Source organism: Streptomyces sp. NPDC002867, assembly GCF_053591895.1.
The window spans coordinates 41,467-66,658 of sequence record NZ_JBSFUR010000024.1 but is presented as its reverse complement, the minus strand read 5'-3'; the positions used below and the strand labels follow the sequence as shown (position 1 = coordinate 66,658).

Here is a 25,192-nt window from a genome sequence, read left to right as displayed (position 1 = left end):
GTCCTCACTTCCGCAGGGTGCGGTGGCATCGCTCATGCGCCTGAGAGTGTCGCGCGTCACATCCCCGCTTGTGAAGGGACGTGCAGGGGATTCCCGGCGCACGCGCTGTCGGCGCGCCCCTCGTGGTTGGTGTCTCGCTCCCCCCATTTTGTTCCTTTATGCACGTCGGTGCGGCATTCGCGGTTGACCCGCGCGGGTGACCTTCCGCGAACCTCCGTCGTGTCGGCGGCGGCCCGCCGCCCTCGTCCACTTCAGTGGGGGGAATCGGTGTGATCATCTCCAAAATCGACAAACCAGGACTAAGAGGTATAAGCCATGTCCCAGGTCGAGGCCCTCCGCGGGCGGACATGCTCCCGAAAGCTCCGCTCCGTCGCGCTGCTCACCAGCGGTGTGCTCGCCCTGCCCGTCCTCGCCGGCTGCGGTTCGGGCGACGACGAGGGCACGGGCAAGCCCGTGGCCCAGGACATCGCTCCGGCCGCACGGGACAAGACGGCCGACGGCGGCACCGTGCGGTGGGCCGTCGACAGCGTGCCCGCCACGCTGAACGCGTTCCAGGCCGACGCCGACGCCACCACGAGCCGGATCGCCGGAGCCGTGCTGCCCGCACTGTTCGTCCTCGACGAGAACGGCCGCCCCGAGCGCAACCCCGACTATCTGGAATCGGCCGAGATCGTCGAGCGCGAGCCCAAGCAGGTCGTCCTCTACAAGCTCAACCAGCAAGCCGTGTGGAGCGACGGCCGCGAGATCGGCGCACCCGACTTCCTCGCCCAGTGGCGCGCACTGAGCGGCAAGGACTCCGCGTACTGGACGGCCCGCAACGCCGGCTACGAGCGGATCGAGCGGATCGAGCGCGGCAAGGACGACCTCGAGGTCAAGGTCACCTTCGGCAAGCCCTACGCGGACTGGCGGGCGCTGTTCACGCCGCTGTACCCGAAGGAGGTGACGGCGACGCCGGCCGCCTTCAACGACGGCGCCCGTGCCAGGCTCGCGAGGACGGCCGGACCCTTCACGGTCAAGAAGATCGACCGCAAGGCCGCCACCACGACCCTCGTCCGCAATCCGCGCTGGTGGGGGCGGCAGGCCAAGCTCGACGCCCTGGTGCTCGCCGCCGTGCCGCGCGAGGGGCGCGTCGCCGCGCTCACCTCCGGCACGCTCGACGTGGCGGACGTCGACAGGGCCGCGGCGGAACGTATCTCCTACGCCGCGAAGGACGCCGGCCGCGGCGGCCGGCCGCTCGCGCACGGCCCCGGCTCCGACATCACCCCCTCCGCCGCGCTCAGGTCCTGGGCGCAGGCGTACGGCTCCGACGAGAACCTGGCCGAGGCGGCGCGGGCGGCCCGTGAGCGCACCGCGAAGGCGCAGGCGCAGTACGCCGCGGAGCAGTCGGTGCTGCGCGGCTACCAGGTCCGCAAGTCGCTGGAGCCCGCCTACACCCAGCTCGCGATGAACGGCGAGTCCGGGCCGCTGTCCGACGACCGTGTCCGGCGCGCCGTCGCCCGTGCCATCGACCGCAAGGAACTGGCCGAGACCGTGCTGACACCGCTCGGACTGCCCGCCGACCCGCCCGGCAGCCATGTCGCGCTGGCCGGGCAGCGCGCGTACAGCGACAACAGCGGTGCGCTCGGCGACCAGAACACGCAGGAGGCGCAGGCCCTGCTCGCCGACGCCGGCTGGACGCCCGGCGGCGCCCTGAAGACCTCCGGGCCGGCCAAGGCGGGCGGCGAGGCCACCGGGTCGGAGAAGAACAAGGACGCGCAGAAGCCCGGCCAGAAGTCCTCCGGCGCGGGCGACAGCGCCTCCGACGAGGGCCTCTACATCGTCGGGGACGACAAGCCCCCGGCCGACGCCCGCCTGCGCGACTCCGCCGCCTCCGGCACGCACGTCCTGGCCCCCGCCCCGGCCGCCGCCCTCCAGAGCCTGGTCGTCGAGCGCCAGGCGCGGTCGCTCGCCGAAGGCGACGGGACCGGGGGCCGCCGCACGGACATCGCGGCGCGGGAGGACGACGGCATGGCCGGGGCCTACGCCCCGCGCGGCACGGCCGCCCCCGATCCGGCGTCCGCCGGAGGGGCCGTCGGCAAGGACGGCAAGCCGCTGAGCCTGCGCTTCGTGCTCCCGTCGGGCCCCGGCTCGGAGGTGGTGCGCACGGTGGGCGAGAAGATCTCCGAGATGCTGCGCCGCATCGGCGTCGGCACCGAGATCACCAAGGTCTCCGACGACAGCTACTTCAAGGACCACATCGCGTCCGGCGACTTCGACCTCGCCCTCTACTCCTGGCCCGCGAGCGCCTACCCGGCGACCGACGCCCGCCCGATCTACGCCAAGCCCCGTCCCGCGTCGGACGGCTCGCTGCTGGTCGAGCAGAACTACACCCGCGTCGGCACGGACCACATCGACCAGCTCTTCGACCAGGCGGCCGGCGAGCTGGACGAGGACGCCGCCCGTGATCTGATGCGCCGGGCAGACGCCCGCATCTGGGCCGCGGCCGGGTCGATCCCCCTCTACCAGCGCCCCGAGCTGGTCGCGGTGCGCTCCGGGCTGGTCAACGTCGGCGCCTTCGGCTTCGCGACCCCCGTCTACCAGGACATCGGCTACAAGAAGACCGGGGCCTCGGGCGCCGCCCGGCAGTAGGGCCCGGCATCCGGGCCGTCCGCCCCTCGGCCGCCGGGCACCCCTTGTCCCGCCAACCTCAGAAGTCCCTCAATTCCCTTGCCCGCCGGTCGCGCCGGCGGGCAAGCTCGTGCCGCCTCCCGACCCAGCTCCGCCCGGCGCCGACAGCAGCCCGCGTGCTCCCCGAACAGCGCGCCGGCCGCCCGGCACCCGTACGACGCCTCCCGTTTCTCCGGCTGTTGCCGGCCACACTCCACGCGCCGCTCCCCGGCGTGATCCCCGCCTCCTTCGGCCTCCCCCCATCCGTCCCGGAAGCCTGTTCGTCCGGCGTGCCCGTACCATGGGAGGAGCCGTGGCGTGTCCGCCCGGCGGGCGTACGAGGAAAGACGCCGCATCCCACGATCGAGAGAAGCGCCAGCCAGCATGCCCACGCGCCACGACATCCGTAACGTCGCCATCGTCGCCCACGTCGACCATGGCAAGACCACCCTGGTCGACGCCATGCTGAAGCAGGCCGGTGCCTTCGCCGCGCACGCCGCCGAGCAGCTCGACGACCGGATGATGGACTCGAACGACCTGGAGCGTGAGAAGGGCATCACGATCCTGGCCAAGAACACCGCCGTCAAGTACCACCCCAAGGACGGCGGCGACCCGATCACCATCAACATCATCGACACCCCCGGCCACGCCGACTTCGGTGGCGAGGTCGAGCGCGGCCTGTCGATGGTGGACGCGGTCGTGCTCCTCGTCGACGCGTCCGAGGGCCCGCTCCCGCAGACCCGCTTCGTGCTGCGCAAGGCGCTGCAGGCCCGGATGCCGGTCATCCTCTGCATCAACAAGACGGACCGCCCGGACTCCCGGATCGACGAGGTCGTCAACGAGACGTACGACCTGTTCCTGGACCTGGACGCCGACGAGGACCAGATCGAGTTCCCGATCGTCTACGCCTGCGCCCGTGACGGCGTCGCCTCGCTGACCAAGCCGGAGGACGGCACCGTCCCGGCCGACAGCGAGAACCTCGAGCCGTTCTTCACCACGATCCTGTCGCACGTCCCGGCCCCCGAGTACGACGAGGCCGCCCCGCTGCAGGCGCACGTCACCAACCTCGACGCCGACAACTTCCTCGGCCGCATCGCACTGCTCCGCGTCGAGCAGGGCGAGCTGCGCAAGGGCCAGACCGTGGCCTGGATCAAGCGGGACGGCACGATCTCCAACGTCCGCATCAGCGAGCTGATGATGACCGAGGCGCTCACCCGCAAGCCGGCCGAGGTGGCCGGCCCCGGTGACATCTGCGCGGTCGCCGGTATCCCGGACATCATGATCGGCGAGACGCTGGCCGACCCGGAGAACCCGATCGCGCTGCCGCTGATCACCGTCGACGAGCCCGCCATCTCCATGGTCATCGGCACCAACACCTCGCCGCTGGTCGGCCGGGGCGGCACCGGCAAGGGCGCGGACGCCAAGACCGCGGTCAAGGACCGCAAGGTCACGGCCCGTCAGGTCAAGGACCGCCTGGACCGCGAGCTGATCGGTAACGTCTCGCTGCGCGTGCTGGACACCGAGCGCCCGGACGCCTGGGAGGTGCAGGGCCGCGGTGAGCTGGCGCTGGCGATCCTGGTCGAGCAGATGCGCCGCGAGGGCTTCGAGCTGACCATCGGCAAGCCGCAGGTCGTCACCAAGGAGGTCGACGGCAAGGTCCACGAGCCGGTCGAGCGCATGACGATCGACGTGCCCGAGGAGCACATGGGCGCCGTCACGCAGCTCATGGGCGTCCGCAAGGGCCGCATGGACAACATGTCCAACCACGGCTCCGGCTGGGTCCGCATGGAGTTCGTCGTCCCGTCCCGTGGTCTGATCGGCTTCCGTACGGAGTTCCTGACGAACACCCGCGGCACGGGTATCGCGCACTCCATCCACGAGGGCCACGAGCCGTGGTTCGGCACGCTGACGACCCGTAACAACGGCTCGCTGGTCGCCGACCGGTCCGGCTCCGTCACCGCCTTCGCGATGACGAACCTTCAGGAGCGCGGCGTGCTCTTCGTCGACCCGGGCACCGAGGTCTACGAGGGCATGATCGTCGGCGAGAACTCGCGCTCCGACGACATGGACGTGAACATCACCAAGGAGAAGAAGCTCACGAACATGCGGTCGTCCTCGGCCGACTCGTTCGAGGCGATCGTCCCGCCGCGCAAGCTGTCGCTGGAGCAGTCCCTGGAGTTCTGCCGCGACGACGAGTGTGTCGAGGTGACCCCGGAGGCCGTGCGCATCCGCAAGGTCGTGCTCGACCAGAAGGAGCGCGGCCGCGCGGCCTCGCGCGCCAAGCACAGCTGACGCAGCAGCCCTTGACCGACGGCCCGGCCCCCCGCAGACACTGTGGGGGGCCGGGCCGTTTCGTCAACTCATTTTGACGGCCCGAGTGTCCGTATATCGGCCGTCGCTCTCCGGAACATGTGTTAACGGTCCGTTTCGCGGGTGTCTGTCTGTGATCGCTTTGTCCGGATTTCGATCTGTGAACGCCAGCTGATGTTGTCAAAACGAGACCCTTTGAGTGTGGTTTACCGCCCGGACGTACTTAATAGTTGGCTCCATTGAGCTCGGGTCAATGGGTCACGCGCTGTGGGGAGCGCCGACTCACGAGCACACTCGGGGCATTGACACAGCGTCGTCAGGGGTGTCGGCGCAACTTCCAGTGCCCTTCTTGTAGTGACAAGTGGACTCATGAGGAGGAACCCATGCGCGGTGCCAAGAGCGCCAAGTGGGTCGCGGGTGCGATCGTCGTCGCCCTGTCGGCAACTGCCTGTGGCGGCAGCGACAGTGGCTCGGACAAGAACAACGCCTCGGGCAAGCCCGCGGGCTACGTCTCGATCGACGTCGGTGAGCCGCAGAAGCCGCTGATCCCGGCGGACACCAACGAGAGCCTCGGCTCGTACGTGATTCAGTCGCTCTTCACCCAGCTGCTGGACTTCGACGCCAAGGGCAACATCGTCTACACGAACGCCGAGTCCGTGGAGACGAAGGACTCCAAGACCTGGACCGTGAAGCTCAAGTCCGGCTGGAAGTTCCACAACGGCGAGGCGGTCACCGCGCAGTCCTACGTGGACGCGTGGAACTGGTACGCCAACGTCAAGAACCAGCAGCAGAACAGCTTCTGGTTCAGCGACATCGCCGGCTACGCCGACGTGCACCCCGAGAAGGGCGACCCGAAGTCCGACAAGATGTCGGGTCTGAAGGTCGTGGACGACACCACCTTCACGATCGAGCTGACCGAGAAGGTCCCGTACTTCAACTACAAGCTCGGCTACGCGACGTTCGCGCCGCTGCCCAAGGTCTTCTACGACGACCCGAAGGCGTTCGGCCAGAAGCCGATCGGCAACGGCCCGTACAAGTTCGAGAAGTGGACCCACAAGAAGCTCATCCAGGTCGCCGCGAACCCTGACTACCAGGGCCCGAACAAGGCGCAGAACAAGGGCATCCAGTTCAAGAACTACGCGACCGTCGAGGCCGCGTACCAGGACGTCGTCTCCGGCAACCTGGACATCATCCGCCAGGTCGGCCCGACGGACCTGCCGAAGTACAAGCAGGACCTGGGCGACGGCGCCATCGAGCAGCCGTACGCGGCGATCCAGACGCTCGTCCCGGCGTTCTACACCGCGACGTTCAAGGAGATGGACCCCAAGGTCCGCCAGGGTCTGTCCATGGCGATCGACCGTGAGACGATCACCAAGACCGTCCTGAACAACACCCGTACCCCCGCGACGAGCTTCACGCCGCCGCAGGTCAAGGGCAACCAGGACCTGGGCACGGACGTCTTCACGTACAACCCCACCAAGGCGAAGCAGCTGGTGACCGAGGGCGGCGGCGTCCCCGGCAACAAGATCATGATCCAGTACAACGCCGACGGTGGCCACAAGGAGTGGGTGACCGCGGTCTGCGAGTCCATCCGCAAGGCGACCGGCGTCGACTGCGTCGGCGACGCCAAGCCGGACTTCGCCACGGACCTCGAGGCCCGTGACAACGACCAGGTGAAGTCGATGTACCGCGGTGGCTGGGTGGCCGACTACCCGGTCAACGTGAACTTCATCAAGGAGCTCTACAACTCCAAGGCCGAGGCGAACAACGGTCGCTTCAAGGACGCCGAGATCGACAAGATGATGGCGGAGGCCGACAAGGCCAACTCCCTGGAAGAGTCCGTGAAGGGCTACCAGGAGGTCGAGAAGAAGCTGCTCGAGAAGATGCCGGCGATCCCGCTGTGGTACTACCGCATCAACGGTGGCCACGGCAAGGGTGTCGACAACGTCCAGGTCGACTTCCACGGCGACCTCGAGCTGACCGGAGTCACCGTCAAGTAAGCGCCACGCGCTTGACGGGCCTTATCCCCACTCGGCCATAACCCGCCGCCGTCGGTCATCCGGCGGCGGCGGTTGTCCGGGGGTGCCCTGCTGCACTCAGGGACGCCTCCGGGCGTTTCAACCCCTCACGGAGGCACCTATGGGGCGCTACGTCGCACGACGACTGCTCCAGATGATCCCGGTGTTCATCGGGTCAACCTTTCTGATCTTCGCCATGATGTACGCGCTGCCCGGAGACCCCGTCAGAGCGCTCATGGGAGAACAGCAGTTCGACCCGGCGATCCTCGAAGCGAAGCGGCACGAACTCGGTCTCGACCTGCCGCTGTGGCAGCAGTACCTGAACTACTTCACCGGGCTGCTGCAGGGCGACTTCGGTACGGAGATCGGCAGCGGGCTCCCCATCGCCGACACCATCAGCATGGCGTTCCCGGTCACCCTCCGGCTGACGCTCTTCGCCTTCACCTTCACGGTGGTCGTCGGCATCGGCCTCGGCATCGTCGCCGGCCTGAAGCCGGAGTCGGTGCGGGACCGCGGTCTTCTCGGCCTCACCCTCGTACTGATCTCGATGCCCTCCTTCGTGCTGGGCTACCTGATGCAGTACCTGTTCGCCTTCCAGTTGAAGTTGATCACCCCGACCGTGCAGGACTCCGAGAGCTTCGGCGACCTGTTCCTGCCGGCGATCGTCCTCGGCTCGCTCTCCCTGGCCTACGTGGCCCGTCTGACCCGCACGTCGATGGCGGAGAACCTGCGAGCCGACTACATGCGCACCGCGGTGGCCAAGGGCCTGCCGCGCCGTCGCATCGTCGGTGTCCACCTGATGCGCAACTCCCTTGTCCCGGTGGTCACTTTCCTCGGCACGGACATCGGCAACCTGATGACCGGCGCGATCGTCACCGAGGGCATCTTCAATGTGCATGGCGTCGGCAACGCCATCTTCCGGGCTCTTGTCAGCCGCGAGGGCGCGACGGTCGTGGGCATCGCCTCGCTGATCGTCCTCGTCTACCTGCTCTGCAGCCTGCTCGTCGACCTGCTCTACGCGGTCCTGGACCCGAGGATCCGGTATGCCTGAGAAGACCGCAGCCACCGCGGCGTCCACCGAGACCGAGAAGGTCACGACCACCGCCGCCGCCCCGGACACCGCGCTCGTCGCGGGCGCCCCCAAGCCGGGCAAGGCGCGCAGCCTGTGGTCCGACGCCTGGGGCGACCTGCGCCGCAACCCGCTGTTCCTCATCTCGGCCGGGCTGATCGTCCTGCTGCTGGTGATCGCCGCGTTCCCGGGTCTGTTCACCTCGGCCTCGCCGCGTGACGCGGACCTCGCGAAGCACTACCTGCAGCACCCCAACTGGGGTCACTTCTTCGCCCCCGACTGGTTCGGCTACGACGGCCAGGGACGCTCCATCTACGCGCGTGTCATCTACGGCGCCCGCGCCTCGATCATCGTCGGCGTCGGCGTCACCCTGCTGGTGAGCGTCCTCGGCACGATCGTCGGCATGCTGGCCGGCTACTTCGGCGGCATCACCGACACTCTGCTGTCCCGCGTCACCGACATCTTCATGGGCATCCCGTTCCTGCTGGGCGCGCTCGTCGTGCTCACCACCTTCGACGACCGTGCCATCTGGGTCGTGATCCTCGCCCTGGCCTTCCTCGGCTGGACCCAGATCGCCCGCGTCGCCCGCGGTGCGGTCATCACCATCAAGCAGGCCGACTACGTCGTGGCGGCCAAGGCGCTCGGCGCCTCGACCACGCGCATCCTCTTCAAGCACGTGCTGCCCAACGCGCTCGCCCCGATCATCGTCGTCGCGACGATCGCGCTCGGCGGCTACATCGCGGCCGAGGCCACGCTGTCCTTCCTCGGTGTCGGCCTCGCCGACCCGACCGTCTCCTGGGGCGTGGACGTCTCCAGCGGCCGGGAGCAGCTGCGCAACGCGCCGTACGTGCTGATCATCCCCTCGGTGATGGTCTCGATCACGGTGCTCTCGTTCCTCATGTTCGGCGATGCGGTACGCAACGCCCTCGACCCGAAGATGCGCTGAGGGAGGCGTACGTGACCAGTATCGACAGTCCGCTGGACAAGACGACAGCCGTCCCCGAGCCCCGGAGTTCCGGGGACCACGAGGGTCATCTGCTCGAAGTGCGCGACCTGCACGTGGAGTTCCACACCCGTGACGGGGTCGCCAAGGCCGTGAACGGCGTCAACTACAGCGTGGACGCGGGCGAGACGCTCGCCGTCCTCGGCGAGTCCGGCTCCGGCAAGTCCGTGACGGCCCAGGCCGTCATGGGCATCCTCGACATGCCGCCCGGCCGCATCCCGCAGGGCCAGATCTTCTTCCGCGGCCGGGACATGCTCACCATGTCCGCCGAGGAGCGCCGGAAGATCCGCGGCCGGAAGATCGCCATGATCTTCCAGGACGCGCTGTCCTCGCTGAACCCGGTGCTGTCCGTCGGCTACCAGCTCGGCGAGATGTTCCGGGTGCACCAGGGCCTGTCCAAGAAGGAGGCCAAGGCCAAGGCCATCGAGCTGATGGACCGGGTGAAGATCCCGGCGGCCAAGGCCCGGGTGGGCGACTACCCGCACCAGTTCTCCGGCGGTATGCGCCAGCGCATCATGATCGCCATGGCCCTGGCCCTCGAGCCGGACCTGATCATCGCCGACGAGCCGACCACCGCTCTGGACGTCACCGTGCAGGCGCAGGTCATGGACCTGCTCGCCGAGCTCCAGCGCGAGTACAACATGGGTCTGATCCTGATCACCCACGACCTCGGCGTCGTCGCCGACGTCGCGGACAAGATCGCGGTCATGTACGCGGGCCGGATCGTCGAGACCGCCCCCGTGCACGAGCTCTACAAGCGTCCGGCGCACCCCTACACCCGGGGTCTGCTCGACTCGATCCCGCGCCTGGACCAGAAGGGCCAGGAGCTGTACGCGATCAAGGGCCTGCCGCCCAACCTGCTCAAGATCCCGGCGGGCTGCGCCTTCAACCCGCGCTGCCCCAAGGCGGACGACATCTGCCGCACCGAGATCCCGGCCCTCGCGCCGGTGACCGAGCAGGACGGCACCGAGCTGCCCGGCCGCGGCAGCGCGTGCCACTTCTGGAAGGAGACGATCCATGGCTGAGCTCAGGAAGACGGACGAGGCCGTGGACGCGACTCCCAACGTCACCGAGGTCGAGACGGTCGACGCCGGCACCACCCAGGAGGCGGTGGCGGCGATCGAGGCCCCGGTCGGGCGCGGCGAGCCGATCCTCCAGGTGCGCAACCTGGTCAAGCACTTCCCGCTGACCCAGGGCATCCTCTTCAAGAAGCAGGTCGGCGCGGTCAAGGCCGTGGACGGGGTCTCCTTCGACCTCTACCAGGGTGAGACGCTCGGCATCGTCGGCGAGTCCGGCTGCGGCAAGTCCACGGTCGCCAAGCTGCTGATGACGCTGGAGACCGCCACCGCGGGCGAGGTGTTCTACAAGGGCCAGGACATCACCAGGCTGTCGGGGCGCGCGCTCAAGGCCGTGCGCCGCAACATCCAGATGGTGTTCCAGGACCCGTACACCTCGCTGAACCCGCGGATGACGGTCGGCGACATCATCGGTGAGCCCTTCGAGATCCACCCCGAGGTGGCCCCGAAGGGCGACCGGCGCCGCAGGGTGCAGGAGCTGCTGGACGTCGTGGGTCTCAACCCCGAGTACATCAACCGCTACCCTCACCAGTTCTCCGGCGGTCAGCGCCAGCGCATCGGCATCGCCCGCGGTCTCGCGCTCAACCCCGAGATCATCATCTGCGACGAGCCGGTCTCGGCGCTGGACGTGTCGGTGCAGGCGCAGGTCGTCAACCTGATGGAGAAGCTGCAGGACGAGTTCAACCTGTCCTACCTCTTCATCGCGCACGACCTGTCGATCGTCCGTCACATCTCGGACCGCGTCGGCGTCATGTACCTCGGCAAGATGGCCGAGATCGGCACCGACGTGCAGATCTACGACCACCCGACGCACCCCTACACCCAGGCGCTGCTGTCGGCCGTCCCGGTGCCCGACCCCGAGGCCCGCGAGGGCCGCGAGCGGATCATCCTCACCGGCGACGTCCCCTCGCCGGCCAACCCGCCGTCGGGCTGCCGCTTCCGCACCCGCTGCTGGAAGGCCCAGGACAAGTGCGCCACCGAGGTGCCGCTGCTGGCGATCCCCGAGCGCTTCCAGGGCTCGGACTCCCCGGCCGCGCACGAGTCGGCGTGCCACTTCGCCGAGGAGAAGGACGTCGTCCACGCGGTGCACTAGTCATCCGCGCACACGAGGCCCCGTCTGCCGCACCGCGGCGGGCGGGGTCTTCGCGTGGGGAGAACCGAACTCATGAACGCCGTCGGCCTCGTCGAGGGCGCTCTCCCTGTGCGAGGCGCACGGGATGTCCCCGCACTACGCCGTCGACACGTGGGAGGTCACCCTCCCGATGACCACACCGACCACCCGGACGCCCTGAAAGTGCGTTAGATCCGCTATGGGGTGATATTCGGTCCTAAGCCATGCTGAGGACACGGGAGGAACCCCATGCGTCGAGCCACGCACGCCAAGTGGGCCGCATGCGCGGTCGTCGTCGCCCTGGCGGCGACGGGTTGCGGCGGTGGGAGCGACAGCGGAGGCAGCGGCGCCGACGGGATCGTGAAGTCCTCCTGGACCGACCCGCAGAACCCACTGGAGCCCGCCAACACCAACGAGGTGCAGGGCGGCAAGGTCCTCGACATGATCTTCCGCGGTCTCAAGAGGTACGACCCGAAGACCGGCGCGGCCACGGACATGATGGCCGAGAAGATCGAGAGCACCGACTCGAGGAACTTCACGGTCACCCTCAAGGACGGCTGGACCTTCAGCAACGGCGAGAAGGTCACCGCCAGGTCGTACGTCGACGCCTGGAACTACGGCGCCCACATCAGGAACAACCAGAAGAACGCCTACTTCTTCGGCTACATCGAGGGCTACGAACGGGTCCACCCGGAGAAGGGCGAGGCCACCGCCGAGACGATGTCCGGACTGAAGGTCGTCGACGACTTCCGCTTCACGGTCGAGCTGAGCCAGAAGTTCTCCACCTGGCCCGACACTCTCGGCTACGCGGCCTTCGCCCCGCTGCCCCGCGCCTTCTTCGACGACCACGACGCCTGGGTCTCCAAGCCGATCGGCAACGGACCGTACACCCTGAACTCCTACAAGAAGGGGTCGATGGCGCAGCTGCGCCGCTGGGACGGCTACAAGGGTCCGGACAAGGCGAGGAACGGCGGCATCGACCTCATGGTCTACACCGACAACAACACCGCTTACACGGATCTGATCGCGGGCAACATCGACCTCGTCGACGACGTCCCGGCCGCCCAGCTCAAGAACGTCCGGGCCGACCTCGGGGACCGGTACATCAACACACCGGCGGGCATCCTCCAGACCCTCGCCTTCCCCTTCTACGACAAGGCGTGGAACACCCCTGACGGGGCCAAGGTGCGCACCGGCCTGTCGAGGGCGATCAACCGCGAGCAGATCACCGACACGATCTTCCAGAAGACCCGCACCCCCGCCAAGGACTGGACCTCCCCGGTGCTGGGCGCCGAGGGCGGCTACGACGACACCCTGTGCGGCGAGGCCTGCGAGTACGACCCCGCGGCGGCGAAGAGGCTGATCCAGGAGGGCGGCGGCATCCCCGGCGGTCAGGTGAAGATCACGTACAACGCGGACACCGGCTCCCACAAGGACTGGGTCGACGCCGTGTGCAACTCCGTCAACAACGCGCTCGGGAACGACAGGGCCTGCGTCGGCGCACCCGTCGGCACCTTCGCGGACTTCCGCAACCAGATCGGCGACCGGAAGATGCCCGGCCCCTTCCGGGCCGGCTGGCAGATGGACTACCCGCTGATCCAGAACTTCCTGCAGCCGCTCTACTACACCAACGCCTCCTCCAACGACGGCAAGTGGACCAACGAGAAGTTCGACGACCTCGTCGACCGGGCCAACGCCGAGAGCGACCAGGCCAAGGCCGTCGAGACCTTCAAGGAGGCCGAGAAGGTCGTGCGGGACGAGATGGCCGCCATCCCGCTCTGGTACCAGAACGGCAGCGCCGGCTACTCGGAGCGGCTCGCCAATGTCGCCCTGAACCCGTTCAGCGTTCCCGTCTACGAAGAGATCACGGTCAACTGACGGCGGAAGCCATCCGGCCCGGCGCACCGCGCGCGCCGGGCCGTCCCCCTTCCCACGACGACCCCAGGAGCGCCTCATGGGACGCTATGTGATCCGGCGTCTGCTGCAGATGATCCCGGTCTTCTTCGGCACCACGCTGCTGATCTTCCTGATGGTCAACATCATGGGCGACCCCGTCGCCGGCCTCTGCGGCGACCGTCAGTGCGACCCCGCCACGGCCGCCCGGCTGCGCAAGGAGTTCGGTCTCGACAAGCCCGTGTGGCAGCAATACCTGACCTACATGGGCAACGTCTTCACCGGCGACTTCGGCACCGCGTTCAACGGGCAGAAGGTCACCGAGCTGATGGGCGACGCCTTCCCGGTCACCATCCGGCTGACCCTCGTGGCCATCTTCTTCGAGATCCTCATCGGCATCACCCTCGGCGTCGTCACCGGGCTGCGCCGAGGCCGCCCCGTGGACACCGGCGTCCTGCTGACCACCCTGGTGGTCATCGCCGTGCCCACCTTCGTCACCGGTCTGATCGTCCAGCTGGTGCTCGGCATCAAATGGGCCGTCATCGACCCGTCCGTGTCCTCCGACGCACGCCTCGACGAACTGATCGTGCCCGGCCTGGTGCTCGCCTCGGTCTCCCTCGCGTACGTCACCCGTCTCACCCGGACCTCGATCGCCGAGAACTCGCGCTCCGACTACGTCCGTACCGCCAAGGCGAAGGGCCTTCCCCGGGGGAGGGTCATCCGCCGTCATCTGCTGCGCAACTCGCTGATCCCGGTCGTCACCTTCATCGGCACGGACGTCGGCGCCCTGATGGGCGGTGCCATCGTCACCGAGCGCATCTTCAACATCCACGGCGTCGGCTACCAGCTCTACCAGGGGATCCTCCGCCAGAACACGCAGACCGTCGTCGGCTTCGTGACCGTGCTCGTCATCGTCTTCCTGCTGGCGAACCTGCTCGTCGACCTCCTGTACGCCGTTCTCGACCCGAGGATCCGGTATGCCTGAGCAGCAGCCCTTCGACGACAACGCCATCGCGTCCACCGGAGCGGGCGGCGGGACCGACCTCGCGATGAGCGAGGGCGAGACCCTGGAGAGGACACCGGGCGGCCCGCTCGGCGCGGGGCCGTCCGGCAAGCCGCGCAGCCTGTGGTCCGACGCCTGGCGCGATCTGCGGCGCAACCCGGTCTTCGTCGTCTCCGCCCTGGTGATCCTCTTCCTGATCGTCATCTCCCTGTGGCCCTCGCTGATCGCCTCCGGCAATCCGCTCACATGCGATCTCGCCAAGGCCCAGGAGGGCTCCCAGCCCGGCCACCCCTTCGGCTTCAACGGGCAGGGCTGCGACGTGTACACGCGGACCGTCTACGGCGCGCGGACCTCGGTCACCGTCGGCGTCTGCGCCACGCTCGGGGTCGCGCTGCTCGGCTCCGTGCTGGGAGCGCTCGCCGGGTTCTTCGGCGGGTTCTGGGACGCCATCCTGTCCCGGCTCACCGACATCTTCTTCGGCATCCCCGTCGTGCTCGGCGGCCTCGTCCTGCTGTCCGTCGTCCGCTCGACCACCGTGTGGCCCGTCGTCGGCTTCATGGTGCTGCTCGGCTGGCCGCAGATCTCGCGTATCGCCCGCGGCTCCGTCATCACCGCCAAGCAGAACGACTACGTCCAGGCCGCGAGGGCGCTCGGCGCGTCCAACACCCGCATGCTGCTGCGGCACATCGCGCCCAACGCCGTCGCGCCCGTGATCGTCGTCGCCACGATCGCCCTCGGCACCTACATCGCACTGGAGGCGACGCTCTCCTACCTCGGCGCCGGGCTGAAGCCGCCGACCGTCTCCTGGGGCATCGACATCTCCTCGGCGTCCCCCTACATCCGCAACGCCCCGCACATGATGCTCTGGCCCGCCGGGGCGCTGGCGGTCACCGTGCTGGCGTTCATCATGCTCGGCGACGCGGTGCGCGACGCCCTCGACCCCAAGCTGCGTTAGGAGGTGTCCGCCGTGTCCGTCACATCAGCCGCGCCGGCCGAGTCGGGGCCGCTGCTCGACGTACGGGGCCTGCACGTCGAGTTCCGCACCCGCGACGGGGTCGCCAAGGCCGTCAACGGCGTCGACTGCACGGTCTTTGCCGGTGAGACGCTCGCCGTCCTCGGCGAGTCCGGCTCCGGCAAGTCGGTCACCGCCCAGGCCGTCATGGGGATCCTCGACACGCCGCCCGGCAGGATCGCGGGCGGCGAGATCCTCTTCAAGGGGCGGGACCTGCTGAAGCTGGGGGAGGACGAGCGGCGGACGGTCAGGGGCGCCGAGATGGCCATGATCTTCCAGGACGCGCTCTCCTCGCTGAATCCCGTCCTCAGCGTCGGCGACCAACTCGGCGAGATGTTCGTCGTGCACCGGGGCATGTCCCGCAAGGACGCGAAGGCCAAGGCGATCGAGCTGATGGACCGGGTGCGCATCCCGGCCGCGAAGGAACGCGTCGGCCAGTACCCCCACCAGTTCTCCGGCGGCATGCGTCAGCGCATCATGATCGCGATGGCGCTCTCCCTGGAGCCGGACCTGATCATCGCCGACGAGCCGACGACCGCCCTCGACGTCACCGTGCAGGCGCAGGTGATGGACCTGCTCGCCGAGCTCCAGCGCGAGCTCGGCATGGGCCTGATACTGATCACCCACGACCTCGGCGTCGTCGCCGACGTCGCCGACAGGATCGCCGTGATGTACGCGGGCCGGATCGTCGAGACCGCCCCCGTCCACGACATCTACAAGGCGCCCGCCCACCCGTACACGAGGGGTCTGCTGGAGTCGATCCCGCGCCTGGACCGGAAGGGCCAGGAGCTCTACGCGATCAAGGGTCTGCCGCCGAACCTGATGCACATCCCGCCCGGCTGCGCCTTCCACCCGCGGTGCCCGCTCGCCCGGGATGTGTGCCGCACCGACGAGCCGCCGCTGTACGAGGTGAACGAGGAACGCGGGAGCGCGTGCCACTTCTGGGAGGAGGCCCTCCATGGCTGAGGCGATCCTGGAGGTCCGCGACCTGTACAAGCACTACCCGCTCACGCGCGGCGTCCTGTTCAAGAAGCAGGTCGGCGCGGTCAAGGCGGTCGACGGCGTCGACCTCGACCTGCTGGCGGGCGAGACGCTCGGCATCGTGGGGGAGTCGGGCTGCGGCAAGTCCACGCTCGCCAGGATGCTCGTCCACCTGGAGCGGCCCACGGCCGGCTCGATCCGGTACAGGGGCGAGGACGTCACCAGGCTGTCGGGGCGCGCGCTCAAGGCCGTGCGCCGCAACATCCAGATGGTCTTCCAGGACCCGTACACCTCGCTCAACCCGCGCATGACCGTCGGTGACATCATCGGCGAGCCGTACGAGATCCACCCCGAGGTCGCGCCGAAGGGCTCCCGCCGGCAGAAGGTGCAGGAACTGCTGGACGTCGTCGGGCTCAACCCGGAGTTCGTCAACCGCTATCCGCACCAGTTCTCCGGCGGCCAGCGCCAGCGCATCGGCATCGCACGCGGGCTCGCGCTCCGGCCCGAGATCATCGTGGCCGACGAGCCGGTCTCCGCCCTGGACGTGTCGGTGCAGGCGCAGGTCGTCAACCTGCTGGACAGGCTGCAGAGCGAGTTCTCGCTGAGCTACGTCTTCATCGCCCACGACCTGTCGATCGTGCGCCACATCTCCGACCGGGTCGGCGTGATGTACCTCGGGCGCGTGGTGGAGATCGGCAAGGACGCCGAGATCTACGACCACCCCACCCACCCGTACACCCAGGCGTTGCTCTCGGCCGTCCCCGTCCCCGACCCCGAGGCGCGCGAGCACCGGGAGAGGATCATCCTGACCGGGGACGTGCCGTCACCGACCAACATCCCCTCGGGCTGCCGGTTCCGCACCCGGTGCTGGAAGGCACAGGAGCGCTGCGCACGGGAGGTGCCGCTGCTCGCCGTGCCCGCCCACCTGCGGACCGCCAAGGGGCCCGTACAGCATCCGTCGGCGTGCCACTTCGCGGAGGAACGGCATGTGGTGCCGGGCGGGGACCAGCCGGACGGTGGCGGGGCGACGCTCCACACGTCCCCCTGACCTCTCTCCAGCTCCCGCCGCAGTTCTTGACAGGCCGTCAGAGCGGGGCGCAAAGCATGAGGAATGCCCACTAAATTCGTTAACACACAGGCAACTTGACTGTCGCAACTCCGATATACGAACGCGTCACGCTGAACAGCGTACGGCCGTGCGGGTGCCGTTGGGCCGGCCGGGGCCTCGTCATGTGGCCCCGGCCGGCCACCCGCCCGTTTCCGGCCATGTCCCGCGTGGGCCCCGCGTGCCCTTGTCCGCCTTCCGGGGCCGCTGCAGGATCGTGGACGTGACGCTTACGAGGGGGGCTCGGATCACGGGAGCGGTGCTCGTCGCCCTGCTCGCGCTGATCGTCGGAGCGTGGATCCTGCGAGATCTGACGACCGCCGGGGACCCCGTCGACCTGTGGCGGTTCTGGACGGGAGAGGTACGCGGCGGGGCCGCCGCCCCTCTGACCACCACGATCGTCGATCCGGCGCTGCTGCTGGTGTACGCGGCGGTGGCCGTGTCCGTACCGCGCTCGACGGTCGCGGCCTCCGCACTCGTGGCCACCGCAGTCGTCACCCTGGGCGTCCGGCTGCCGTCCCTGTGGGTGCTCACCGCCTCCTCCACGGACCCCCCGGCCGCCGACGAACTGCGCACCCGGGCGCTGTGCAGCGCCCTCGCAGCGCTGGGGCTCGGCGTCGGACTCCTCATCACGGCCGCCGCCGGACGCAGGCCCGCCGGCGCCCACGCCGACGACCAGGCCCACTCGCCACGGCGCGCCCCGGGCGCCGCGCATCCGCGCACGCCCGCCAGGCCCACGCGGACGGTCGCCGTTCTCGCCTTCCTGCTGCTGGGCACGGCCGGCGCGGTGACGGCCGCATGGCAGGTCCGCTGGGCGTACACGGCGGGTGCCGACGCCTACCTCGACCGCTTCACCGGTGGTGAAGGGACGCCGGTACGGCTGCTGGAGACACCGTCGGCATGGCTGGCCGTTCTGGTCGCCGCCCTCGCGCTGGTCGCGGGCGCGGGCGGGCTCGTCCAGGCCGTGCACACCAGGACGCTGGGTGCGGTCGCGGCCGCCCTGCTCGCGGCCGACGGCGCGGTGGGGCTGGAGTTCATCCTGCGGCAGGAGCTGTTCGACCGGTTCGGCGCCCTTGGTCTCGAGAACCAACTGCTCGTCGCCACCTGGCTGTTCGAGTCGGCAGCGGGCATAGCGCTGCTCGTGGCGCTGCTGCGGCGCGGCGAGGAGGAGGCGTTCGCGGGCCCCGCCGCGCCGCCCGCGTACCCGCCGCCACCTCCCGGCGGCTACGGCTACCCGCACCCCGGCGGCGCCCCTCCCGGTCCCGCCGGACCGCACGCGCCGACCCGGCCGCCGTCCACGCCCCGGGACCGGTAGACGGGGACGGCGGCCGGGCAGAACGCCGTCAGGCGAGGCCCAGCGACCGCTTCAGGAAGTCCACCTGGAGCAGCAGCAGGTTCTCCGCGATCTGCTCCTGCGGGGTCATGTGCGTCACTCCCGTGAGGGGCAGCACCTCGTGCGGGCGGCCCGCGGCCAGCAGCGCCGACGACAACCGCAGGCTGTGGGCCACCACCACGTTGTCGTCCGCCAGACCATGGATGATCATCAGCGGGCGGTGCGGCGTCTCGGCCACCGTCAGACCGTCGTCGCCGACCAGGGAGTTGGCGCCGTACACCTCGGGCTGTGCGGCCGGGTCGCCCAGGTAGCGCTCCGTGTAGTGCGTGTCGTACAGCCGCAGGTCCGTCACCGGCGCGCCCGACACCGCCGCGTGGAAGACGTCCGGGCGGCGCAGCACCGCCATGGCCGCCAGGTAACCGCCGTACGACCAGCCGCGGATGGCCACCCGGTCCAGGTCCAGCGGATGCGATCCGGCCAGCGCGTGCAGCGCCTCGATCTGGTCGTCGAGCGTCAGTGTGAACGCGTTCTTGACCGCCTTCTCCCAGGCGGGGGAGCGGCCCGGCGCGCCCCGCCCGTCCGCGACGATCACCGCGAAGCCGTGATCGGCGAACCACTGCGAGGTCAGGTGCGGGTTGTGCGCGGCCAGCACCCGCTGGCCGTGCGGCCCGCCGTACGGATCGAGCAGCACCGGCAGCGGACCGTCCGACTCCCGGTAACCGGACGGCAGCAGCACCGCGCACGGAATCCGGTGCTCGCCCGCCTCGACGAGCCGCGGGCGGGCCGTGAGCACCGGCCGCTCCGCGTACGACACGACCTCCGCGACCTGCTTGCCGTCCCGCAGCACGCGCACGCTCGTGCCGCTCGCCCCGGTGACCGAGGACGCGAGGACCGTGACCCCGCCGGAGCGGACGGCCGCATGCACGCCCGGCCCGTCCGAGACGCGCTCCACCCCCAACTCGTTGACCCGGTACACGTGGATCTCGCCGATCTCCGGATCCGCGGCCTCCTCGCCCGCCGCCGCCGACACGAGGACATCGTTCTCGTCGATGTCGAGCACGGCGCGCAGCTGCAACTGGGCCCCCGTCAGCACCCGGTCGCCCACCGCGAGCACCCGCGCGCCGCCCTCGTCGGCGATCCGCACCAGCCTTCCGCCGCCGAAACCGTGCGCGTACGACGACTCGGGCGCCCACGCGGGCACGCCGGGGAACAGTTCCAGCCACGCCGGATCCTCGTCCACGTGCACCGTCCGCGTGCCTCCCGTCTCCGGGTCGACCGCCAGGTGCAGCTGCGTGCACTGGTCGCGCGACTGCACGAGCAGCAGCGGCGGGCCGGAGGCCGACCAGTGCACGCGCGCGAGGTACGGATAGCGGACCCGGTCCCACGAGACCTCGGTGCGCAGGCCGTCCAAGGTGACGAAGTACAGCCGGACCTCGGCGTTGGGCGTCCCGGCCGCCGGGTACGCGACCTTCGCCGGTTCCCGGTCCGGATGCGCCGGGTCCGCGATCCACCAGCGCCGCACCTCCCGGTCGTCGGCGCGGGCCACGAGCAGCCGGTCGGACTCGGGCGACCACCAGAAGCCGCGTGAACGCCCCATCTCCTCGGCGGCGATGAACTCGGCCAGACCCCAGGTGACATTCCGGTCCTCCGGTTCGGCCAGCGCGCGGTCCCCCTCGCCCTCGGCGCCCGTCACCCGCAGCGCGCCCCGCGCGACGTAGGCGATGTGCCGTCCGTCGGGGGAGGGCCGAGGGTCGATCACCGGCCCCGGGCCGGTCAGTTCGCGCGCGGTCCCGGCGCGCAGCTCTGCCGTGAACAGCCGCCCGGACAGGGCGAACGCCGCCAACTCGACCGCTTGGTCCACCGCGTAACCGACGATGCCCGCCGACCCCTCACGGCTGCGTTCACGCCGCGCCCGCTCCTCGGGCGACAGATGCTCCGCGGAGCCGCCGAGAAGGTCGCGCGGGTCGGCGGCCGGCCGTTCCGCGGGGGCGGCGCCGTCGAGGTCGAGCACCCAGAGCAGGCCGGTCCGGTCCGTGCCGGACGCCGACCGCAGGAAGACCACCCGCGAGCCGTCCGGCGAAACGGTGAAGGACCGGGGAGCGCCGAGCGTGAAGCGCTGGGTCCGCGCCGACTGACGCGGAAAGGAGAGCTGCTGCGTCGCTGTCATGGCACCGAACCTATGGCACCGGGGCCGCGCGTGTGCGCCCCCGTGTGCTGCCGTGCACCGATCGATGCGTGGGCACGGATAGTTATGATCCGGAGCGCAAGGTGGGTATGAACTCCCCGGCACATGCAACTGGCCCGTCCCGACCGAATATCTGTGGAGGTGAACCGCCGTGGCACTCTCGATTTCGGCGGTGGTGCTGCTGGCGATCGTCGTCTTCCTGCTGATCCGGAAAGCCGGGTTGAAGGGCGGACATGCGGCGATCTGCGTGTTGCTCGGGTTCTACCTCGCCAGCTCCTCGGTGGCTCCGACGATCACGGAGCTGACCACGAACGTGGCGGGCATGATCGGGGGCATCAAGTTCTGAGCAGGGCCTTCGACGGCGGGGGCCTAGTCTGTTCGGTATGAAGGATCTTCCCGCCCGTCGTCTGCTCCTGGTGCACGCGCACCCGGACGACGAGTCGATCAACAACGGCGCCACGATGGCCCTGTACGCGGCCGCCGGCGCCCAGGTCACCCTGGTGACCTGCACCCTCGGCGAGGAGGGCGAGGTCATCCCGGCCGATCTCGCCCATCTCGCGCCCGACCGGGAGGACCGGCTGGGCCCCTACCGCGTCGGCGAACTGGCCGCCGCGATGAAGGAGCTGGGCGTCACCGACCACCGCTTCCTCGGGGGACAGGGCCGGTTCCGCGACTCGGGAATGATGGGTGTCGAGCAGAACCACCGCGAGGGCGCGTTCTGGAACACCGAGGTCGACGAGGCCGCCGCACACCTCGTGGAGATCATCCGTTCCGTGCGCCCCCAGGTGATGGTGACGTACGACCCCGACGGAGGATACGGCCACCCCGACCACATCCAGACCCACCGCGTCGCGATGCGCGCCGCCGAGCTGGCCGCCGAGCCCGCCTACCGGCGCGACCTCGGAGCCCCGCACACCCTCGCCAAGATCTACTGGAACCGGGTGCCGAGGTCGGCCGCCGAGGAGGGCTTCGCCCGGCTGCGCGCCGCGGGGGCGGACTTCCCCGGCATCGCGGAGATCGGCGACATTCCGGGCGTGGTGGAGGACTCCGAGATCACCACGGAGATCGACGGCACCGCGTACGCGGAGCGCAAGGCGGCCGCGATGCGCGCACACGCCACCCAGATCGCCGTGGACGGCACGTTCTTCGCGCTCTCCAACGATCTGGGGCAGCCGTTGTTCACCACCGAGTACTACCAGTTGGCCGCCGGCACTTCCGGAGCGCCGGCCGGCGAGCGCGAGCACGACCTCTTCGCGGGCATCGAAGAGTCCGGTGGGCAGGAAGGGGTCGCGAAGAACGCGGCATTTGGGAAGGTCTCACGAGGTGAGGATCCAGAGGGGACTTCGGGGGTGACCACATGAGCGGAACGACCGGAAAGGGCGGAACGCGCGGGCGCGCCGACACGACCGGAAAAAGCGGAACCAAGGGACAGAGCGGGAGGGCCGGTTCCGGCGGTGCGACCGGTCAGGGCGGTGCGCACGGGCCGGGCGGTGGCGCCGCCGGCTCCTTCCTCGCCCGCCCCCCGCGGCCCGGCCGTGCCGTCGTGTACCTCGGTCTCGCGCTCCTCGGCGCGGCCGTCGGCATCGCGGGCTCGCTCCTCCAAGGCGCCTGGTTCCCGGGCGGTTTGGCGCTCGCGCTGGCCGCCACGGCCGCCTTGTTCTACGGCTCGCTGCGCGCGACCGGGGGCCAGCTCGGGGTGGCCGCGTCCGCTGTCGGCTGGCTGCTGTCCATCGTCGTCCTCAGCGTCGGACGACCCGAGGGCGACGCCATGTTCACCTCGGGGATCGGGCCGCTCGTCTACATGCTCGGTGGTATGGCCACGGCTGTGATCTGCGCCACCATGTCGCGGCTGCCGCAACCGGGCGGCGGTCCGGGCCGACTTGGCGGGCAGCCGTAGCCCGTACCCCCAGCACGCAGCCGGTTCGGCGGCCCCCTAGGGTAGGTCGACCGACGGGCCGGGGAGCCCCTGAACCGGCCATGCCCGTATGGCCCGCCCAAGGGCCGCCGGGGGCCGCTTCCCGCAGTCCCCGGGTGTGCGTCGGCGGTGGCCAGTATGGTGGTGCGCGCCGCCGAGCCGCCCGCAGCAGTAGCTATCCAGTAAGAACGGGCGGCGAAGCCAACCGGGAGAACCTGCTTTGAGTCGTGAAACTGACAGTTCGTCCTCCGGCCCCCAGGGGCGCGGTGGAGCCGCGTACCCCTCGGGAACACCGCCGTACGGATCCCGCCAGTATCCGTCGCTGCATCCGACGCAGGACGCTCCGGACGAGGGTGCCGCTTCCTCGCGGCAGCCGGAGGAGAAGAAGACCGAGACCACGCTGACGACGCGGATCCGGATCAACATCCCGGGGTCGCGGCCGATCCCGCCCGTCGTGATGCGTACGCCGATGGGCGACACCGACGCCGCCGCGCGGAACGGAGCGGCGGCCGACGCCGATGCCGGCACCGGCGAGCGCGAGAGCGAGCGCACCGGGAGCGTCCCGCGGCCCGCCGCCTCCCAGGAGACGGCGGAGGCTCCGGCGGCCGAGGAGAAGCCGGCGGCGAGCGACTGGTTCGCGCCGCGCAAGTCCGCGGCACCGGCACCGCAGGGTGGTCCGGCACCGCAGGGTGGTCCGGCGGCCGGCGGTCCGGGTTCCGCCGACGGCGGGCCCCAGGGGCCGGGCGCGGGTGACGGCGCACCCCGCAAGTCGGGACTCGCGGCACTCGCCGAGGACGCCGGTGCGCCTCCCCTCCCCACGCGCCCGCGCGGCGGCACCGGCACGCCTCCCGGCACGGGCACGCCTCCCGGCACGGGCACCCCGTACTTCTCCGACGGCCCCCGGCCCGGCCCCGGCGGCGCGCCCGGCCCGGACGGTCTCAGCGGCGGTCGCGGCCAGGCAGGCCCCGGTCAGGAGGGCCCCGGCCAGGGCGGCAACAGCTTCGCCCCCGGCCGCAACACGCCCCCGCTGGGCGTGCGTCCGCCGGGCGGACCGGGTCGTTCCGGCCCTGCGGGCCCCACGTCCGGCCCCGCCACCGGCGCGATGACGCCCGGCGGAATGCCCAGCGGCCCCGGCGTCGCGCCCCGCATGTCCGACGACACCGCGGTGCTCACCCCCCAGAAGCCCGCGCCCGGACCGGGTGGCGGCCACGTCTCCGGCGACACGCTGACCAGCGGCATTCCCGTCGTCCCCGAGGAGCACCGCTCCCCGTTCCCGATGCTGGGCGGCCCGCACGGGCCGGAGCCCGAGTTCTCCGCGCCGGAGTTCCCGGCCGGCCCCGGCGGCGGCCCGGCGGGCCCGGCCGGACCCGTGTCCACCGCGGAGCCGCGGCCGGCGCCCCGGCCCGCGCCCGCGCCCGCGAAGAAGGGCCGCTCCAAGCTGATGCTCGCGGGCGTCGGCGTGATCGCCCTGCTCGGCGTCGCGTACGGCGCCGGTCTGCTGCTCAACCACTCGGACGTGCCGAAGAGCACCACGGTCCTCGGGGTCGACATCGGCGGCGGCACGCGGGACGAGGCCGTCAACAAGCTCGACGCGGCGCTCGGCGAGCGGGCCGGCACGCCGCTCCAGCTCTCGGTCGGCGGCAAGAAGGCCGAACTCGCCCCGGACAAGGCAGGCCTCTCCCTGGACAGCCAGGCGACGGTGCGCGCCGCCGCGGGCAGCGACTACAACCCGGTCTCGGTGATCGGATCCCTCTTCGGCGGCGAGCGCGTCGCCGAGCCGGTGATCCTCGTCGACGAGGAGAAGCTGAGCGTGGCGCTCGCGGACCTGGCGGGCACGTCCGGTTCGGCCACCGACGGCACGATCCGTTTCGAGCCGGGCAAGGCGGTCGCCGTACCGGGCAAGGCGGGCCAGTCCCTGGACGTCGGCCGCTCGATGATCTCGGTGAAGGACGCGTACCGCGCCCAGGTGGAGACCGGCAAGCCGAACGTGGTCGAAGTCCCGGTGACCACCCGCGAGCCGACGATCACGAAGGCGGAACTGGACCGGGCGATGAAGGAGTTCGCCCAGCCCGCGATGTCCGGCCTGATCACCATCAAGGCAGGTGACAAGTCGATCCAGTTCGGGCCGGCGAAGTCCCTGCCGAAGATCCTCTCCATGAAGCCGATCGACGGGAAGCTGGTCGAGGTCTACGACAAGCGGGCCATCGAGGAGCTGCTGGACGGTGTCTTCGACGGGATCATGATCACCAAGGGCGACGGCAAGCAGCACCAGGTGTCCGCAGACGACGTGGCCCAGGCGATGGGGCCGGCCCTGCGCGGCAGGACCCCCGCGGAGCGCACGGCCGTGATCTCGCTCGACCCGAGCTGAGCGACCTGAGCGAAACCGCCGGTCAAAGCCCCTGCCCAAGTCGGGCAGGGGCTTTGTCGTGCTGAGCGACCGTCACTCGCGGGGGACCGCGCCTCAGTCGACGCCGTTGTGAACTCCCCGCATCGGAACGGCAGTCGACCGGCGTGCGGTGAGAGGGGCAGCGA

General features: G+C 70.2%; 18 protein-coding genes. 17 read left to right on the top strand and 1 reads right to left on the bottom strand.

Features of this window, described 5'->3' with window-relative positions; translation table 11 throughout:
* Positions 1–315 precede the first annotated feature (315 nt).
* The 13 genes from ACWD0A_RS22590 (at position 316) to ACWD0A_RS22530 (ending at position 18,542) form a co-directional block, all read left to right on the top strand.
* On the top strand, positions 316–2,628 hold the full coding sequence (locus ACWD0A_RS22590; protein WP_451300720.1) for an ABC transporter family substrate-binding protein: 2,313 nt from the start codon (positions 316–318) through the stop codon (positions 2,626–2,628).
* A gap of 402 nt (positions 2,629–3,030) precedes the next feature.
* Complete coding sequence (typA, locus tag ACWD0A_RS22585; protein ID WP_451300718.1) at positions 3,031–4,938, top strand: translational GTPase TypA; 1,908 nt, start codon at positions 3,031–3,033, stop codon at positions 4,936–4,938.
* A gap of 401 nt (positions 4,939–5,339) precedes the next feature.
* The gene (locus tag ACWD0A_RS22580) at positions 5,340–6,956 is read left to right on the top strand and encodes a peptide ABC transporter substrate-binding protein (RefSeq protein WP_451300716.1); all 1,617 of its coding nucleotides are present in this window, start codon (positions 5,340–5,342) and stop codon (positions 6,954–6,956) included.
* Positions 6,957–7,095: 139 nt separating this feature from the next.
* Positions 7,096–8,025, top strand: coding sequence for an ABC transporter permease (locus ACWD0A_RS22575; RefSeq protein ID WP_451300714.1), 930 nt, complete (start codon positions 7,096–7,098; stop codon positions 8,023–8,025).
* On the top strand, positions 8,018–8,989 hold the full coding sequence (locus tag ACWD0A_RS22570; RefSeq protein ID WP_451300712.1) for an ABC transporter permease: 972 nt from the start codon (positions 8,018–8,020) through the stop codon (positions 8,987–8,989). Before ACWD0A_RS22575 ends, ACWD0A_RS22570 begins: the two co-directional genes overlap by 8 nt.
* Before the next feature lie 32 nt (positions 8,990–9,021).
* Entirely contained in the window at positions 9,022–10,071 is a 1,050-nt protein-coding gene (locus ACWD0A_RS22565) for an ABC transporter ATP-binding protein (RefSeq protein ID WP_451300777.1), read from the top strand.
* Positions 10,064–11,215 carry an ABC transporter ATP-binding protein gene (locus tag ACWD0A_RS22560; RefSeq protein WP_451300710.1) on the top strand — a complete coding sequence of 384 codons (1,152 nt, stop codon included), beginning with the start codon at positions 10,064–10,066 and terminating at the stop codon, positions 11,213–11,215. The genes ACWD0A_RS22565 and ACWD0A_RS22560 overlap by 8 nt, the downstream gene beginning before the upstream one ends.
* A gap of 267 nt (positions 11,216–11,482) precedes the next feature.
* Complete coding sequence (locus tag ACWD0A_RS22555; protein WP_451300708.1) at positions 11,483–13,111, top strand: peptide ABC transporter substrate-binding protein; 1,629 nt, start codon at positions 11,483–11,485, stop codon at positions 13,109–13,111.
* A 76-nt stretch (positions 13,112–13,187) separates the two neighbouring features.
* Positions 13,188–14,111: an ABC transporter permease gene (locus ACWD0A_RS22550; protein ID WP_307713580.1), complete on the top strand. Its 924-nt coding sequence runs from the start codon at positions 13,188–13,190 to the stop codon at positions 14,109–14,111.
* On the top strand, positions 14,104–15,084 hold the full coding sequence (locus ACWD0A_RS22545) for an ABC transporter permease (RefSeq protein ID WP_451300706.1): 981 nt from the start codon (positions 14,104–14,106) through the stop codon (positions 15,082–15,084). The genes ACWD0A_RS22550 and ACWD0A_RS22545 overlap by 8 nt, the downstream gene beginning before the upstream one ends.
* Positions 15,085–15,135: 51 nt before the next feature.
* Positions 15,136–16,107, top strand: a complete 972-nt coding sequence (locus ACWD0A_RS22540) for an ABC transporter ATP-binding protein (protein ID WP_451300775.1) — start codon at positions 15,136–15,138, stop codon at positions 16,105–16,107.
* A complete protein-coding gene (locus ACWD0A_RS22535; protein WP_451300704.1) occupies positions 16,100–17,170 on the top strand; it encodes an ABC transporter ATP-binding protein in 1,071 nt (356 codons plus the stop codon). The genes ACWD0A_RS22540 and ACWD0A_RS22535 overlap by 8 nt, the downstream gene beginning before the upstream one ends.
* A gap of 280 nt (positions 17,171–17,450) precedes the next feature.
* Complete coding sequence (locus ACWD0A_RS22530; protein WP_451300702.1) at positions 17,451–18,542, top strand: hypothetical protein; 1,092 nt, start codon at positions 17,451–17,453, stop codon at positions 18,540–18,542.
* A gap of 28 nt (positions 18,543–18,570) precedes the next feature.
* Here ACWD0A_RS22530 and ACWD0A_RS22525 read toward each other — a convergent pair whose 3' ends face one another.
* Entirely contained in the window at positions 18,571–20,727 is a 2,157-nt protein-coding gene (locus ACWD0A_RS22525; RefSeq protein WP_451300700.1) for an alpha/beta fold hydrolase, read from the bottom strand.
* A gap of 169 nt (positions 20,728–20,896) precedes the next feature.
* Between ACWD0A_RS22525 and ACWD0A_RS22520 the strand changes: the two genes are divergently transcribed.
* The 4 genes from ACWD0A_RS22520 to ACWD0A_RS22505 all read left to right on the top strand — a co-directional run bounded on the left by ACWD0A_RS22520 (position 20,897) and on the right by ACWD0A_RS22505 (position 25,028).
* A complete protein-coding gene (locus ACWD0A_RS22520; RefSeq protein ID WP_451300698.1) occupies positions 20,897–21,091 on the top strand; it encodes a hypothetical protein in 195 nt (64 codons plus the stop codon).
* A 37-nt stretch (positions 21,092–21,128) separates the two neighbouring features.
* Entirely contained in the window at positions 21,129–22,106 is a 978-nt protein-coding gene (gene mshB, locus ACWD0A_RS22515; RefSeq protein ID WP_451300696.1) for an N-acetyl-1-D-myo-inositol-2-amino-2-deoxy-alpha-D-glucopyranoside deacetylase, read from the top strand.
* Complete coding sequence (locus tag ACWD0A_RS22510) at positions 22,103–22,642, top strand: DUF6113 family protein (RefSeq protein WP_451300694.1); 540 nt, start codon at positions 22,103–22,105, stop codon at positions 22,640–22,642. The genes mshB and ACWD0A_RS22510 overlap by 4 nt, the downstream gene beginning before the upstream one ends.
* A gap of 238 nt (positions 22,643–22,880) precedes the next feature.
* A complete protein-coding gene (locus ACWD0A_RS22505; protein WP_451300692.1) occupies positions 22,881–25,028 on the top strand; it encodes a hypothetical protein in 2,148 nt (715 codons plus the stop codon).
* The last annotated feature ends 164 nt before the right edge of the window (positions 25,029–25,192 follow it).